This window comes from Arachidicoccus ginsenosidivorans (assembly GCF_007971385.1).
In the GTDB taxonomy this organism is placed as follows: domain Bacteria; phylum Bacteroidota; class Bacteroidia; order Chitinophagales; family Chitinophagaceae; genus Arachidicoccus; species Arachidicoccus ginsenosidivorans.
In genome coordinates, this window is sequence record NZ_CP042434.1 from 1,855,169 (window position 1) to 1,870,767 (window position 15,599).

A 15,599-nucleotide genomic window follows, 5' to 3' on the forward strand; every position below is an offset into this window, starting at 1 on the left:
GGGCCAAAATCAGCAACTGTCCGCTTTTGATACAGATGCGCCTAAAACCGAACATTCAAACTGTCAGTGCCTTTAAAAAAGGATAAAATAACGCCACCGGATATTATAAAATGCAGATGCCCCTCTTTCTTTTAGAAAGAGGGGGCATCTGAAAAGGTTTAATCCCAAAAATTCTGGTATTAAATACCACCCAATTTTGGTGATTTTTAAGACTGAGCCGGTAACCATCTGATAGCGGTAATGGTGCCACCTTCAACTTCCAGACCACGGCTAGCGGAGGCAGCGGCTGCATCAAACTTATAAACAGCACTCTTGCCATCACTGGTGGTAATACCAACATATCCCGTTTTGCCATCTTTAGGGGAATAACTGTTCAGATCAGAAACAGAAGTAATTTTAGCGGGATCAGGCGTTCCCGTAACCCAGGTAAACTGTTGCGTATATACATTGGCTAACCCAAAACGATCGATCTTACTGCTTTGTTTATCAGAAGGATCTGTCATACCCAGCAAAAACTGACCATTCCCCAAATAAAGTTTAAAACCGATTTTGGAACCACCGGACTTCTCTGTGATATTAAAGAAATAATCCTTGTCATATTCGGTAGTACCACTGTTAATCCGCATAAAAGCACAGGGTTTGGTGGAGGTGTACTCACCATTGGTTGTGGCATCCGGGGAAGAATAAGCATATACATCGCCTTTCTCATCCACTTCCAGACCGTCTGTAAAATAAGCACCAATAAAGCTGGTTCTGTTATCGCGAATGACCTTATCGAGTGTCATATCCGGATAATTAAATACAGCAATCCAGGAGCTGTCCGGATAATTGGTACCAAAACCATCTACGCCGTCCGCCTTAATGGAGAAATAAGGCGCAAAAACCTTGTTTCCTACCTGTTTGATCCAGGAAAAATGCGCCATCTCCCCATTACCTGCTAATTCTTTGGTATTGATCTCCCCTTCCCCTGATAACTGCAGGGTTTCTGTGTTGACCTTATACCAGTGGGAGATCTCATTGGAGATATTACGGGAAACCTTCAGTAGCAAAATATCATCATCCACCGGGGCAAAAGCCTGTACAGTCTCCGTTTGAAAATTGGTTACCTTTTGCAGTTTACCTGCATTGTCTAGTTTGTATGCCGTAACAGCACCCGGATTACCCTGTCCGTACAACATACTGAAAAATAAATTTCCGGAAGTCGTATAATAGCGCCAGGTCCATCCTGTTCAACGCCGTTATTTTTCGTACTGATCGTGCCGCCATCCAGATCATCTGCTGTTAACAGGTAATCCGCGACCCCTTCTGTGGCTACTGGGGTAGCTGCAATAACAAACTTCCCTTCAATGTTTGTATTACCATCACCATCCCCTGCCGGGCTATCTGATTTACTACAGGCAGTCCAAATACTCATGGCTACGAGTGCTCCTAATAAAAGTTTGGTCCTTTTCATATTACTTGAATTTTAATGTTTGATTTTTAATTATTAATGTTAGCGTTTTCTATTATGTCAGCCCATGATGCAATAACCCAGGGAGATAGATCCCAGTGGCCACTTGCGCAGTAACTTTTACAACCTCCTTTTCGACCATGTATGAATCTATCTGGTTTTTCTGCTGATAAAATACCGGAACTTAATGCTAAAGGATCTGCCAGGTTTTTGGAGACTAAAATTGTCATACAACAACCTGTCAGCTAGATTATGCCCTTCCAGCGCAATATTATACTGCCCATTTTTTAAAGAATAAACGATATTGGCGTCATGCGATATTTGCATGGGAATGCCATATTTATTATCCTTAGACCCTCTGCTGGGCCAGTACAGATAAAAAGCATGCACGTAGAGCAGGTTATAGCCTATCGTAAGGTGGTCACCTTTGGCAAAAACATTATGAAAAAATAAAGAGGCGTCCGCATTCCCAAAGAGATATGGGACATTGGGTAAACGATCTTTATACACCACACTGACCGCATCATAATCAGGTTCATATTTTTGCATATTGCGCAAATCCTGATAGGTGGCACTAAATCCGGCAGCTAGTAACTTCTTATAGGAGTATCTTAATTCCGCTTCTGCCCCCAGATTGCGAACACCATCCAGATTGGCAGCCACGAGTTTTGTTTGATTGTTATTAAAAATATTATAAATATAATTGGTCGAATGCCGATAGAGGCCGCTGGCTGTAACCATAAAACGGTGGTCCTGCTGAATATTAAAATTATAAATAAAGCCCAGGTTTACATTTTGACTGGACTCCGGCTTCAAGTCAAAATTACTTTCCTGATTCACCATATCACCAAACAGTTCTTCATTACCTGGGAGTCTATTAGCCTTTTCATAGGAGAGCTTTGCCTCAAGGTTACGTCTGAGATAATAAGACATGGCCACTGCATAACCGATTTTATCCGTATTCGCAGACACGTCTTTATAGGCGACATCTCCCCAATTGCCGGTGGGATTATAGGAAAGCCGGGTATAAGCATGTTGATGCAGGTCCTTACCAATAAGGGTAATACTTCCTTTGCTGGCAAAATCATATTTATAACTTAGGCCCAGGATATTCTTGTCTGTTTTCTGGGGTTGATAATAAACATCACTGCCCGTGAGCAGTAAATTCGTAGTCTTTCTATTAAAATGAGTAAAGACGTTATTTAGAGCCAGCTCCTGGTTATCTGCAATATGATATTGAATGGATCCGGTAGCAATCCCCAGATTATTGCCAAATTCAAAATAAGCTCTTGAACGCTCGCCGCCAGCACCTTCATATTGTTTATAGTTACCATACCAGTCATATCTTCTATTGGCCGTATCAATGGAGGTTTCTTTCCCAAAATTATAATTGGCGTTTACTTTCACGTCTAATCCCTTGATTAGATCTTTTTTCTCATATTTCAGGCTGGGCATCAAAATATTGCCCCTTGTATGATAGGCGCCGAACACAGAAACCATTCTGGCACCTGTCTGAATCTGCTTATAGGATTTACCCACAGAGATCCCAACCAGAAATTTATCCGCCCACTTTTTATCCACAAATCCCAGATTGGCAATGGCCATTTCATTGTGGTATTTGTCGTGGAACCTTCTAACCGTAGCATTAGGTGTGTAAGCTCCTGTATTGATATCTGCCACATCCAGCGTGACCTTATAATCATTATCTGAATAATTCTGATAGGCGTTCAGCTGAAAGGTGAACCCCTTTTTTGAAGTCACAGCGGCAGCCAAATTGGTTTTGTGCGTATTAAAAGAGCCATAAGAATAGGATGCGTCAATATAATTGGCTTTTTGATTACCGGTAATAATATTGACGGCTCCACCAAGTGCATCAGAGCCTAACCAAATAGGCACAACTCCTTTGTAAACTTCCACTCTTTCTGCCAAATTGATCGGAATATTATTGATCTGGAAGGAAGAGCCCAGATCATCCATGGGTATACCGTCAATAAAAAACTTAATGCGACCACCGGAAAACCCGTTCAGGGAAAAATTAAAATCTGAACCAACTCCACCACTTTCCCTGACCCGCACGCCAGAGACCCTGTCCAGCGCCTGGGCGATATCCAAGGTCGAATTATGCAGTTTTTGGGCATCAATGGCTGTAACGTTATAGGATTGCCGGTTAGCAAGGTCACTGGCGGATCTACCCAGCACCTGGACATCCTCCATCTGGTGGTTGTCCGCTTTATTTAAAACAACCTGAAGTTGAATCGTACCGCTTTTGATCTGGGTAGCAGTCAAATCAACTTGCTTGGCATTATAACCAATATAAGAGAAAATCAAGGTATATGTGTCCCGATCTTCAGGAAGCTGAATACTAAAATACCCATCCTCATTAGTTACCATGCCTATCTTTGTCCCTTTTACAAGCACTGCCACATGTGACAATTGGTCTCCTTCAGCACTCAATACCTGTCCCGTAACAGGCCCCCAATGATCCTTTGTTGAGCCCATAGCCTTATCAGCGGGTTGCGCACTCAGCGATTGGCAAATGCATATATGCATCGTAACCATCACTAATACACTCCCAAGTAGACTAAGTCTACAATCTTGACACCTTTTTACACTAGCTATATTTTTAAGCAACACTTCAAATAAAACAGACATATGAATAGTAAGAATTAAAGTATTACATGACGAAACTGCCATGCAGTATCACCGGTAAGACTCAGATAAGAAAATAGGATGCCTTTACTACCTTAGTCCCTAAAGGCTTCGGTAGCCATTTGTTTAAAAATTAAATCAATAAAAATGTCTCAGCGCTAAGCAGGTGATAATGCCCGACCTAGTTTTCCTTGCCGCTTACGGACAGCAAGTAACCAGGTCACAAGCGTCGCAACACTCATCACCAGCCATAATAGATCTATAAATAAGATGTCATAATAACCATGACGCCAGCTCACCCACACCCAATTACCAGTAACCAGTCCATTTACAATGGGGATCGCCATTCCAAGCAGTCCACCTAATAGCAGGCAGTCTCTGGTGATTTTAAAGTTATCTCTTCTAATTATCAGCAGTATGGTCACAACCAGCCAAACCCAGAAATAAAATTGATAAATAAAACCGCGACCGCCATCTGGATTTAATTTAACGGCTATAAAAGCAGCAGCTGTCACCGGATACATACCGATAGAAGCAGATAAATAAATACGCGCCAACCATTCATTGAAGCGACGCTTTTTTTCCGGTATATTCTTTTTATTTCTGGCAACCAGCCAGATCATCACGCCAGAAATAATAACGATACAACCTGCTAAACCCAATAAGAAATACAATATTCTGACCAGATTCCCCCAAAATTGCCAAAATGAAGGGTATACATCAGATTGTCTACTGCCTTTGAATAAGAAGCAGGCCCGTCAATGGGCGTGAATTTTTCTACAGCACTAGTAGCGCCATTATAGACAACGCTGGCCGTCCCTGTAAAGTTCTTATGTTGGTTTGCACCATTTATCGTAATGTGCATGCTTGCATCTCCATAATTACTTACCACCAGACTCGTCACATGTGTATGTTTCATCCGGGTTTGTGCATCCAGGTATAGCGCATTTAAATCAGGCGCTTTTTCTGTAGGTCGATACAAAAAATCGTACGCTACTGTACTGGCACTGGTCGCTTTAAATAGCGAGTCCGTACTACCTCCATATTGAGCTGCGGCTACGGGTTGGCTCACTAAAGGATAACTTATTAAATAATAGGCACCCGTTACCGCAAAGACAAATAGAAAAGGTAGGGTAATAACACCCAGAGCTGTATGAAGATCCGTCCAAAGGGTTTTTAGCTTTTCCCAGGGACGAAATACATAAAAATTACTGACAATCTTCTTCCAGTGCACTAAGACGCCCGTAATAATGGCAAATAAAAATAGGAATGCGACAAGACCAGCCACATAATACCCAAATGGAAATCCCCTGCCACCGATCACATTTAAAGGCGCCAGAAAGTGTAACCGATACAAAAACTCCCCTAAATCATAGTCCTTCCTGTAATCCTTCATATTAAAAGTAGCCGCATCCATATAATAGTATCCGCCCCTGCCCTTTACAGTTGTATCCTTGGATGCGGTAGCAGAAACGACCATTTTTCTGGTTCTTTCATTAAGCGATATATAAAGATCACGGCCATACAAATTCATACTTCCGGCCATTGTATCGCGAACGCGGTTCATATCAATGTTTTGTTTTTGCACCACAGCATTTGGCGTATCTTTTTGCCAATTAGTAATCTCTGCTTTAAAAAAGGCAAAAGATCCTGCAAAAAAGATTACATAAAGTATCAGCGAGATAATAATCCCGCTGATGGTATGCGTATGAAAATATATATTATAATTTCTTAGATTCATTATTTAAAATTGTTATTTTCCTGTCATATGCAACAAGTAAGGCAAATAGAAAATCAGACTCAGTCCTAAATAGACTACCCATATTTTCCAGCCACTCCTGGAAAGGAAAGCTACGATCATAAGTACTGCCCATAAAATATATACCGAAAACTTCATGGTTATAAATATGGTGGCCTTATCCACAAAGACCATTAAAAACAGATGCAGGCTCATCGTCACCATATAACCGCCAACAAAAGCAGCCGTTACTTTGAGTAGCCTTTGCCATGGAGAGGCGGTCAAATGTTTCTTATTGGCTGGCATATTAAAAAATTAAAAATTCCATGAGTAAGGCAAGGACCCCAAGACCCAGAATATGCGAAAAACGAATTAACCTGAAAGGCGTAAGGCTGATAATATAACAACCCGCAGCCATCATCATCAGCAATGCATGCAGTGTCCCCATTACGGCTCCATCCATTAGTATCAGCCCCAGAGTTGACAGCATAATACCTCCCAATCCTAACAATTTTGCAGGGGTCTGATTGGATTGCAGCCAAAATTCAATGGCACCACCACTGATCAACTTCGCCTTTCGGGAAGTATTATAAAAGCAAAAAACTCCAGACCAGCAAATTAAAAGCATCAGCGTATACATAATGATTGGTATTAATCGTTTTCGCCCGCAAAATTAGTAAAGGCGCAAGCCAACCATTTTCAAAAACGGGAAATCCATTTACGCAAAGAGGAAATTCTTGATTATCAAAGCGTTTTATGAGTGTGGTTGTTCTGTTAGTCCACTACCTTTCCAAGAGGAAAGATAGTAGACATTTTAGTGGATCATCTGGTCAAAATTCACAGACATTTTAATAACAATGAACGAATTTATCCTACTAAACTGGCCATTTATACTATTCATCTAACCCTTTATCATTTTATACAAGTGATTTAAAATGATTTTGTTACCTTCAATTCCCGCTTCAAAAAAGCGACAATTTATTTATCAAATATCAGGATGGTTGAAGGATTCAAAATTTAACCGGAGCGCATTTACAACCGGTTTTAGCCTTTTATACTTAGTTGCCCACTTTACAGGCAGTCTACATAAAAACATCCGTAAAACAAATTAGATGAGCAAAGCACAGCAATTGCAATTAAATGGAATTTATAAGTCGTATAACAACCTACCGGTGCTAGAAGACATCCATCTACAGGTATTCAGCGGCGACATTTATACATTAATTGGAAAAAACGGAGCTGGCAAAACCACTTTGTTAGAAATGCTTGTAGGTCTCACCGCCCCTGATCAAGGGGAAATATATTACAATCAACAGCAGGTACAGGCAAGTAGCCTTCATTGGAAAAGAAATATCGGCGTCGCTTTGAACATGGATCATCTGATTCAGACCCTTACCGTGGAAGAATATCTGCATTTACTAGGTAGTATCTATGGTTTAGACCAAGCAACTGCTGCCTCCAGAAGCAAATCTTTGATCAATTTCTTCTATGAACCGGAAGAGAAAATCGCAAAACCGATCCGCTCTTATTCTTCGGGCATGAAAAAGAAGGCCTTGATTTGTGCTGCTTTTATCCATAATCCGGCAATTCTACTTTTAGACGAGCCTTTCACCTTTCTGGACCCGGCTGCCTGTAGCAGGCTCTGCGACTTTTTAAGTCAACAAAGGCAAGCAGGTAAAATAATCCTGCTTAGTTCTCACGACCTACTATATATAGATAAAATTGCCACCAGAATCGGTGTACTCGATAACAAGCAATTGATCCTGGATAGTGACTATGAAAACTTTAAGCAGGAAAATGACTTTTTCAAAGACAACAAAATGTTGAAAAAGATTCTGAATTATGACAGCAAAAACCTGACTGTTTTAGAAGAAATATTAAAATAGCCACTTCGCTTCATCCTATATTAATTATCATGGAACCTATTTTTTTTATTCTCAAAAAACGGAGTCAGCTGTTTTTCGATAAGGAAAACAATGCAGAATATATGCTGACGCTATTAAGTATAGCTGGATACCTTTATATTCCTCATTTGCTGGGAAAGGCGTTTCACCTGGAAAACAGCGAGCTCCCGCTGCCCATATTGATCCTTTTTACTCAATTTATCCTTTTTGCCCCCCTTTTGTCACTTTTCTTTCCTGCCTTTGTGGCCAAAAGAAATATACTACCCGCCTATCTACCTTTGGCCAAATACAAGCTTTTTCTGCTGGATTTCATTTCCTCCATTGGCAGAAGAGCTTCGCTGTCCATTGTCGCCATGACCATTGGATTTGTATATAATTTTCATGCTGCAAATCCCCTGGCTCTTTCAATTATTATACTGGCAGGACTCAACGCGCTATTATTTACCGACGCCATAGTAAATATAATTTCTTTTCAAAAACACCGTTGGTGGACATTAATTACACTAGCAGTGGCACTGAATATTTTACCCAGATGGCTACAGGAGGACCAAACCCTTTTGCTGTCTTTACAAATATTCTCCTTAGTCATATTGAGCTATACCGTCTGGACGACTTATTCTGTACTATTGCCCAAAAAGCGTAATAAGGGCACTACCATTAGGCCAGGCAACCAACAATTCACCTCATTAGTTTTTAAAGAAATCTCCCGCAACGCTATGGCTAAAAAAGCTGTTCTGCTCATTTTAATTATTAAAGCCTTATTGTTATTTATTCGCCCTTATTTAACCGGGAAATATACAGCCGGAGCAACTCTACAACCGCTAGATCTACTCATTTTAAGCCCATTACTGATATTTACCAGTATATTCAATAACAGTTTTGGCTATTTTAGGAATCTTTATTTCAACATCTGGCTCTTTAACGACCGCCCAGGTCAATATTTGCAAGCCTTCGGTACCTTGCTCATGCCCTTAATGGTTACAGATGCGATCATTTCTTTATCATATCTACTATGGTTTGATCTTTTCAGCTGGCAAAATATTGCTTTTTATTTTGCCGCTACAATTTACTTAATGCTCATCGCCATCATAACAAGCTGTTTACTTCCTAAAAAAGTGGAAGACCAATCCTTATCCAGCATAAAAAAGGGCACTTCCACCTGGGCTAGCATTCTCTCTATGCTGCCCTTTATTCTGATTAGTGTCTTGCATCAGTCCCGGGCTTATCTTACCCTACTGATCAGTCTTGCAATAGCCTTGGTCGCTCTGATTGTATTTATGAAGACCAGGGGACAACGTTGGCAACCTTCGGTCACAAATGCCCTTAAATAATAGCATAAACGGTCGTATAGCGCCCAAAAGACAAAACCGCCAATTAAACCAGGTCAAATCAATGTTCTGTGATTGGACTAATGATGGAAACTGGTAATAAAATAAGACCAACTTATATTAATGACCTTCATTTTGTGCGCTCGAAATAAAATAATTAGTCAATTATTCCCCGGTGATTTATCCTTTTCATTTTTAAACAAAATGTTATCTGAGTAGTTGCCTGTTGTAATGTAGCCCTTCTTTATTAACTTTAGCCTAACAGGTCGAACCGTCATGGACCTATATGGCAGTTCATCTTTTAAACAATTTTCATTATTTATTTTTAAAATTTGTACACATGAAGACCTTAAAAGGATGGACACTACTTTTATTTACCCTATTAATGCTAAGCACGGGGCTCAAAGCCCAACAAAAGCCCAATATTATATTCATTTTGACCGATGATATGGGCTATAGTGATATTAGCTGCTTCGGCGGGAACTTTGTTCCCACCCCCAATATTGACCGCATTGCCAAAGAAGGTACCAAGTTCACCCAGTATTACAGCGCTGCACCCATTTGTAGCCCCTCCAGAGTAAGCATACTTACCGGTACGTTTCCTGCTGAGTGGGATTTCACAACCTTTTTAAATGACCGCCGCAGTAATGGCCTGGCGGAGCAGGCCAATTATCTCAACGTCCACGCACCCTCCATCGCCAAGGTCATGAAATCGGCAGGTTATGCCACAGGGCATTTTGGGAAATGGCATATGGGCGGTGGCAGAGATATTAAAAATGCGCCTAATTTTGACAAATACGGCTTTGACGAACATGTCAGTACCTATGAAAGCCCGGATCCCGATTCCCTGATCACTGCCACTGATTGGATCTGGTCAAAAAAAGACAGTATCAAGCGCTGGAATCGTACCCAATACTTTGTAGACAAAACCCTTGACTTCTTAAAACGGCATAAAGGCCAGCCTTGCTTTGTCAATCTATGGCCGGATGACATGCATACCCCCTGGGTTCCGTATGTGGACAGGGTCTATGAAGGGAAATTCCCCATGAACCCTGAACAGGAACAGGCCTTTAAATTAGTACTCAAAGAATACGACAAGCAAATCGGCAGACTACTGGACGGACTTAAAGCGTTGGGAATTGATAAAAACACCATCGTTATATTTACCAGTGACAATGGGCCACTACCCAGTTTCAGGGGCAGTCGGGCGGCTGGGCTGAGAGGTTCCAAGCTGTCTTTATACGAAGGTGGTATCCGGATGCCCTTTATCATAAAATGGCCTGGTCATGTGCCGGCCGGACAGCCTGATAGTACATCTGTGCTCAATTCCACAGATTTATTCCCTAGCCTGGCAGCCATTACCGGTGCTACACTACCCAGCAACTATAAAGGGGATGGAGAAAACAGAGCGTCTGTATTATTAGGTCATCCTAGTACCCGTCACAAGGACATGTACTGGGAATATGGCCGCAACAACTACGCTTTTAATTACCCAAAAGGACGTGACCGCAGCCCTAATCTGGCCATTCGTTCCGGGAAATGGAAACTGCTGATGAATTTCCATGGCAAGCTTAAAGATGCGGAGCTTTATGACATGGATAAGGATAAGTATGAGACCACGAACCTGGCTGGAAAGCATCCGAAGCTCGTCCAGGATCTGGCCACGAAGCTTACCACCTGGCGCATGTATTTGCCCGAGCTGACCCCTGACAGAGCAGACCCACCCAAAAATTAATCCCATAACCCAACCTATCCTCTGATACAGTTCAATACTTCGCTTCCCACAGATTAAATGAGCGCTAGTATAAAAAAGCCTGTTGCGCACTTACATTAAAAGGCGCAGCAGGCTTTTTTGTTGCAAAGAGCAGATTTGGATACAATAAGCATAGATTTGGCGACAACTTGACAGGTATTTATGGTCAACTTTGCATTTGTAAAACAGTTTATACATCGCAAATTTAAACAATCATGAAAATTGTACTCACAGGTTCGCTTGGACACATAACCCGGCCACTGGCTATCAATCTCATCAAAGAAGGCCACCAAATCACCATTATCAGTAGCAATTCTGAAAGGCAAAAAGAAATCGAAGCTTTGGGTGCAGTAGCCGCTATCGGAGATATGCATGACGCCACCTTTTTAACCCATACCTTTAAAGGTGTGGACGTGGTTTATTGTATGGTACCTTATCCGGACATCAAAAAATCCTTCCAGGAAATTGTGGGAGAATATACCAGCGTTGCAGAAAACTATAAGGCAGCTGTCCTACAGACAGGTATATCAAAAATGGTCATTCTTAGCAGTGTGGGCGCTCATATGCCTTCAGGCAATGGACTATTACAATATGCCTATGCAATAGAACAGGCATACAACCAGTTACCTGAACATATTTCTATAAAATTCATGCGACCCGTCAGCTTTTATTATAATTTACTGTCCTTTATTCCAGTAATTAAAAGTCAGGGGTAATTGCAACCAGTTATGGTGGGGATACGAAAAAACCCTGGGTCTCCCCCATTGATATTGCGACCACGACAGCAGCAGCCATCCTGAGTCCATTTGAGGGCAGAACCTTTCAGTATATCGCCAGTGAAATGCTCAGTTGCAATGAAATTGCTGCGCTTATCGGCACAGCCATCGGTAAACCGCAGCTACAGTGGATCACCGTACCAGATGAAACGGTTTTAAACACATTTATCAAATTAGGTATGGAGCCTAGTACAGCCCAGGCATTTACCGATATGAATATTGGGATCCAAAATGGCAGTATTTACGCTGATTATTATAAGCACCAGCCCGAATTAGGGCAAACAAAGATGGCAGATTATGTTAAAGAATTTGCCCAGATCTATCAACAATAAAACTTTTAAGATGAAAAATGTATTAATAACAGGCGCCAATCAGGGCATTGGCTTTGAAGTTGCCAGGCAACTAGAGGCCTTAGGTCATAATGTCATCATTGGCTCCAGAGATCTTAATAAGGGACAAAATGCACTGGATAAGCTTCTTGAAGCCGGAGCCAAAAATGTGACGCTCGTTCAATTAGACGTTACTGATCTCAACTCCATTCAGACAGCAGTAGGTAATCTTCAGAAGCGCATTACACAATTAGATATACTAATCAACAATGCGGCGATTTCCGGGGACAACGCCCAGGAAATCCACGCCATTGAATTAGACAAGCTAAGACAGCTATTTGAGACCAATTTTTTTGGTGCCATTCAATCCACTCAGGCATTCTTGCCCCTTTTGAGCAAATCCACTTTGCCTGTAATCGTGAATGTGTCCAGCGAATTAGGGTCATTAAGCACGCACCTGAAGGATGAAAGGTCCAATTACCTGCGTTATGATGCCTACAGTGCCACTAAAACGGCCCTCAATGCATTAACGGTACTTATGGCTGGTCAATTCAGGGGCACTTCTTTTAAAATCAATAGCGTAACCCCAGGCTACACTGCAACAAATCTTAATAATTATCAAGGTGCTAAGTCGCCGGCAGAGGCAGCAAATGTAATTGTTCGTTATGCCACACTTGACGCTCAAGGACCGACCGGGGGCTTTTTTGGACAAGAAGGTCGTATTGACTGGTAATCTATTCGTTACATGGCTGAGCCTTGGCCCCCATCTATTTAATGACAAAACCCATAACTTTGACTAATGGCAGGCGCAGGAAATAATAAAAATAAAGGGAATAATATCCTCCGAATTAAAACCATCAGTGATTTACACCGGCTGCGGGGGCTTCCCCAGCCGGAGCACCCACTGATCAGCGTGGTGGATTATAGCACCATGAAACCCGGCAAAAGTCAGGCGGTTATTCTGGACTTCTATTCCATTGCCATCAAACGTGGCTGCGGCTATTTAGCTTACGGACAACAGAGCTATGACTTTAACGAAGGGGTTATGTTCTTTTTAGCGCCGAGTCAGGTATTCAGGCCCATGTCGGATAATGCAGTACAAAAAACCAGATCCGGATGGATATTATACATCCATCCGGATTTCCTATGGAACACTGAGCTGGCTAAAAACATTCATCAATATGATTTTTTTGATTACTCGGTCAATGAGGCGCTTTTTCTTTCCGCAAAGGAAGAAGAGGTCATAGGCGGGCTTGTCAAAAATATCCAGCAGGAGTACCATTCTAATATTGATAAATTCAGTCAGGATATTATTATATCCCAAATAGAGACACTGTTGAACTACTCAAAAAGGTTTTACGAGCGGCAATTTATCACCCGAAAAATTTCCGGTCATCAGGTGCTGAGTAAACTTGAAGTACTATTAGAGGATTATTTTACCAGTGATCAAGTCACGCTTCATGGACTACCTAGCGTTCAGGCCATCGCAGGTGAGCTAAATATCTCTGCCAGTTACCTTAGCGGACTGCTAAAGACACTTACCGGTAAAAGTACACAGGAGCATATCCATGAAAAACTCATTGAAAAAGCCAAGTTACAACTTTCCACCACCGAGCTATCTGTCAGTGAAATTGCCTACGCGCTAGGTTTTGAACGCGTGCAGTCCTTCCATAAACTGTTCAAGTCCAAAACCAACCAATCACCATTACAGTTCAGAGCCAGTTTTAACTAAGTGGCTGTAGATAGTCGATAGTCCAATAGAGAAAATCAATATTGAGCTATCACTTCTTCCACTTCTTTAACCAAAGAGGCCGCCCCAACCGCTCTTAATTTTTTGACTGTAATATTCTGTAATGCCTGCTCCAACTCCTGCAGTCCTACTTGATTATCCTTGCTTTTTAGCGCTGCTTTAATTATCCGAATCTTTTCAAAATCCTGTATCCCTCTGATAAGCTGCTCATAACGAATAGAACTACCTGGACCGGGATAGACCAAATAAGTATCACCGGAAGACCAGCTACCAAAACGGCTATCGGTTAACGGATCAGACGGCCATGCATTAAAAGCCCAGCGCAAATACCCATTCAGGCTGCGTGCCGCGGATAACAGCGGTATAAAGGCGGCCTCAGCCGGTGGAGAAAAACTAAAGGTATTTGGATGATCTTCTGAGCAACAGGTATAATAAGTGGTCGGAAGCCCTGCCTTTAAACGGCGTTCCAGCACATCTTTATCATAATGCTCCCTGGTCGTAATACTATAATCATAAATCTCCCTGTCAAGTGCTTTATGATAGCTGCCGGCCAAAGAAAGCTTAAAAGGATGCGGTAGCCCTTTAACCAGACGGATGACCTTTTCCATATCTTCCAGTGGTCGCTCATCCATCGCAATACAGGTCCTGTCAAACCAGCCTTTTTGAATCAAATGGCTGGCAAAATCCTCCAACATCCCTTTCCAGAACTGACCATATTCCGGTGTACCTGGTTTTGCCACCAATTTCTTTTGGGCTGCGCTGGCCTCGTCATAATAGGTAAAGGTATTATGCCAGGGAACCATGGAATAGCAATTAATTTCCTGATCGATTCCCAGCCCCATCATAAAACTAACCCACTGATCAAATAGACTATAATCATACTGCCAGCCACCGTCTTTGTTTTTGGTCCATTTGATCATAGAAGTATAAGGGTCATATGTTTGCCCATTCCAGGGATCATTGATAATACTTGTTGTAATCACCTTTTGACCGGCATCTGCGAGCATTTGCATATAGGGCCGCATTTTTTCAAAATGCGCCTTCGACCAGGGTTTCACCTGATACCATCTGGCAATAGCGCCAGGATATTGCCATAGATCCAGATGAAACTTCCAGTCCGCAGGTTTGGGAAGGGTCTCATTTTTAACCTGCAACTGATAATGCAGGTTTTGGGTATGGCTCGTTCCTTTTGCCGACTGGTAACGAACAGATAATATGCCTTGATAAATACCGGCTACAGCATTTGCAGGCACTTTTATACTTACCCATACAGGTTGATTTTTGCCCGCTGACACACTCGTCCTGCCTGCATAATCAATTCCATCTGCCACAATATGAGCCAGATGTTGTACGGAAGTATCAATACCGCACCCACTGCCCGATTTGCCAATACCATTTGACAGCACATAACGGACAAATCCGGATTTAACCTGTGCTGCCTTAATAACCAGTCCTGTGTTATTAGATGCGTTGCCTGCAGCCGCCTTAAGTAATCGCAAATCCTTGGGGGTTACCTGTAAATTGGTAATACGATCATTTGCCTGAACGAGTAATTGCATAAACACCCGTTCTCCTTTCCAGCTGAATAGAGAATACGTATCAGCCAACTTGATTTTGCCGGTTGGAGCATCCTCGCCATCAATATTACTGACATTACCTACATTACTGACATCACGATCCTGCAAGCGCCAGTACTGATTATACCGTATATCTGGATTCGCAAATCCGACATTAAGCAATGACTCCTTGTTGTTCATAGAAGAAGTTTGCCCATCTTCTTTGGTATTTTTTTGCGCAAAGAGCGCACCTGATAATACCAGGGCAGTGGATAACAGCAGTAGCCTTGGGTTGATAAAACCGGGCTTATTCCCAGGCTGACTGGTGCGGTTTTTATAAAACAATTGATCTATTACAAAATTCAT

The 15,599-nt window shown here is 41.9% G+C and carries 15 protein-coding genes; 7 read left to right on the forward strand and 8 right to left on the reverse strand.

The genetic code is table 11. From position 1 onward, the window contains the following. Positions 1 to 206: 206 nt before the first annotated feature. The 7 genes from FSB73_RS07575 to FSB73_RS07595 form a co-directional block, all read right to left on the reverse strand. Positions 207 to 1,178, reverse strand: a complete 972-nt coding sequence (locus tag FSB73_RS07575) for a DUF4374 domain-containing protein (RefSeq protein WP_225974590.1) — start codon at positions 1,176 to 1,178, stop codon at positions 207 to 209. Next, positions 1,130 to 1,453, reverse strand: a complete 324-nt coding sequence (locus FSB73_RS24455) for a DUF4374 domain-containing protein (protein ID WP_225974591.1) — start codon at positions 1,451 to 1,453, stop codon at positions 1,130 to 1,132. The genes FSB73_RS07575 and FSB73_RS24455 overlap by 49 nt, the downstream gene beginning before the upstream one ends. A gap of 147 nt (positions 1,454 to 1,600) precedes the next feature. Then, on the reverse strand, positions 1,601 to 4,102 hold the full coding sequence (locus tag FSB73_RS07580) for a TonB-dependent receptor (RefSeq protein WP_192904098.1): 2,502 nt from the start codon (positions 4,100 to 4,102) through the stop codon (positions 1,601 to 1,603). Positions 4,103 to 4,257: 155 nt separating this feature from the next. Further along, the gene (locus tag FSB73_RS24460; protein ID WP_225974592.1) at positions 4,258 to 4,761 is read right to left on the reverse strand and encodes a hypothetical protein; all 504 of its coding nucleotides are present in this window, start codon (positions 4,759 to 4,761) and stop codon (positions 4,258 to 4,260) included. Then, the gene (locus tag FSB73_RS07585; RefSeq protein ID WP_225974593.1) at positions 4,752 to 5,840 is read right to left on the reverse strand and encodes a PepSY-associated TM helix domain-containing protein; all 1,089 of its coding nucleotides are present in this window, start codon (positions 5,838 to 5,840) and stop codon (positions 4,752 to 4,754) included. The genes FSB73_RS24460 and FSB73_RS07585 overlap by 10 nt, the downstream gene beginning before the upstream one ends. A gap of 12 nt (positions 5,841 to 5,852) precedes the next feature. Beyond that, positions 5,853 to 6,143 carry a hypothetical protein gene (locus tag FSB73_RS07590; RefSeq protein ID WP_146780928.1) on the reverse strand — a complete coding sequence of 97 codons (291 nt, stop codon included), beginning with the start codon at positions 6,141 to 6,143 and terminating at the stop codon, positions 5,853 to 5,855. A gap of 1 nt (position 6,144) precedes the next feature. Next, positions 6,145 to 6,477, reverse strand: a complete 333-nt coding sequence (locus FSB73_RS07595; protein ID WP_146780929.1) for a hypothetical protein — start codon at positions 6,475 to 6,477, stop codon at positions 6,145 to 6,147. A gap of 472 nt (positions 6,478 to 6,949) precedes the next feature. On the opposite strand from FSB73_RS07595, the gene FSB73_RS07600 reads away from it, so the two are divergent. From FSB73_RS07600 to FSB73_RS07625, 7 genes are all read left to right on the forward strand, one after another. After that, positions 6,950 to 7,723 (forward strand): ABC transporter ATP-binding protein, encoded by a 774-nt coding sequence (locus FSB73_RS07600; protein WP_146780930.1) that lies wholly within the window; start codon positions 6,950 to 6,952, stop codon positions 7,721 to 7,723. Positions 7,724 to 7,752: 29 nt separating this feature from the next. Next, positions 7,753 to 9,072, forward strand: a complete 1,320-nt coding sequence (locus FSB73_RS07605) for a hypothetical protein (protein ID WP_146780931.1) — start codon at positions 7,753 to 7,755, stop codon at positions 9,070 to 9,072. 337 nt (positions 9,073 to 9,409) lie between these two features. Next, complete coding sequence (locus tag FSB73_RS07610) at positions 9,410 to 10,804, forward strand: sulfatase-like hydrolase/transferase (protein ID WP_146780932.1); 1,395 nt, start codon at positions 9,410 to 9,412, stop codon at positions 10,802 to 10,804. A 233-nt stretch (positions 10,805 to 11,037) separates the two neighbouring features. Next, positions 11,038 to 11,538, forward strand: a complete 501-nt coding sequence (locus FSB73_RS24465; RefSeq protein ID WP_225974594.1) for an SDR family oxidoreductase — start codon at positions 11,038 to 11,040, stop codon at positions 11,536 to 11,538. Positions 11,539 to 11,663: 125 nt separating this feature from the next. Then, entirely contained in the window at positions 11,664 to 11,930 is a 267-nt protein-coding gene (locus FSB73_RS24470) for a Rossmann-fold NAD(P)-binding domain-containing protein (RefSeq protein ID WP_225974595.1), read from the forward strand. Positions 11,931 to 11,940: 10 nt separating this feature from the next. Continuing rightward, positions 11,941 to 12,660: an SDR family NAD(P)-dependent oxidoreductase gene (locus FSB73_RS07620; protein ID WP_146780933.1), complete on the forward strand. Its 720-nt coding sequence runs from the start codon at positions 11,941 to 11,943 to the stop codon at positions 12,658 to 12,660. 66 nt (positions 12,661 to 12,726) lie between these two features. Further along, positions 12,727 to 13,659 carry a helix-turn-helix domain-containing protein gene (locus FSB73_RS07625; protein WP_146780934.1) on the forward strand — a complete coding sequence of 311 codons (933 nt, stop codon included), beginning with the start codon at positions 12,727 to 12,729 and terminating at the stop codon, positions 13,657 to 13,659. Positions 13,660 to 13,694: 35 nt separating this feature from the next. Here the strand turns inward: FSB73_RS07625 and FSB73_RS07630 are convergent, their stop codons facing one another. Further along, positions 13,695 to 15,599, reverse strand: a complete 1,905-nt coding sequence (locus tag FSB73_RS07630) for a DUF4091 domain-containing protein (protein WP_146780935.1) — start codon at positions 15,597 to 15,599, stop codon at positions 13,695 to 13,697.

Bases quoted from the DNA above. Each gene is read 5' to 3' on its own strand.
- FSB73_RS07575 (WP_225974590.1), bottom strand. From the start codon at position 1,178: ATGTTGTACGGACAGGGTAATCCGGGTGCTGTTACGGCATACAAACTA.
- FSB73_RS24455 (WP_225974591.1), bottom strand. From the start codon at position 1,453: ATGAAAAGGACCAAACTTTTATTAGGAGCACTCGTAGCCATGAGTATT.
- FSB73_RS07580 (WP_192904098.1), bottom strand. From the start codon at position 4,102: ATGTCTGTTTTATTTGAAGTGTTGCTTAAAAATATAGCTAGTGTAAAA.
- FSB73_RS07585 (WP_225974593.1), bottom strand. From the start codon at position 5,840: ATGAATCTAAGAAATTATAATATATATTTTCATACGCATACCATCAGC.
- FSB73_RS07590 (WP_146780928.1), bottom strand. From the start codon at position 6,143: ATGCCAGCCAATAAGAAACATTTGACCGCCTCTCCATGGCAAAGGCTA.
- FSB73_RS07595 (WP_146780929.1), bottom strand. From the start codon at position 6,477: ATGTATACGCTGATGCTTTTAATTTGCTGGTCTGGAGTTTTTTGCTTT.
- FSB73_RS07600 (WP_146780930.1), top strand. From the start codon at position 6,950: ATGAGCAAAGCACAGCAATTGCAATTAAATGGAATTTATAAGTCGTAT.
- FSB73_RS07605 (WP_146780931.1), top strand. From the start codon at position 7,753: ATGGAACCTATTTTTTTTATTCTCAAAAAACGGAGTCAGCTGTTTTTC.
- FSB73_RS07610 (WP_146780932.1), top strand. From the start codon at position 9,410: ATGAAGACCTTAAAAGGATGGACACTACTTTTATTTACCCTATTAATG.
- FSB73_RS24465 (WP_225974594.1), top strand. From the start codon at position 11,038: ATGAAAATTGTACTCACAGGTTCGCTTGGACACATAACCCGGCCACTG.
- FSB73_RS24470 (WP_225974595.1), top strand. From the start codon at position 11,664: ATGCTCAGTTGCAATGAAATTGCTGCGCTTATCGGCACAGCCATCGGT.
- FSB73_RS07620 (WP_146780933.1), top strand. From the start codon at position 11,941: ATGAAAAATGTATTAATAACAGGCGCCAATCAGGGCATTGGCTTTGAA.
- FSB73_RS07625 (WP_146780934.1), top strand. From the start codon at position 12,727: ATGGCAGGCGCAGGAAATAATAAAAATAAAGGGAATAATATCCTCCGA.
- FSB73_RS07630 (WP_146780935.1), bottom strand. From the start codon at position 15,599: ATGAATTTTGTAATAGATCAATTGTTTTATAAAAACCGCACCAGTCAG.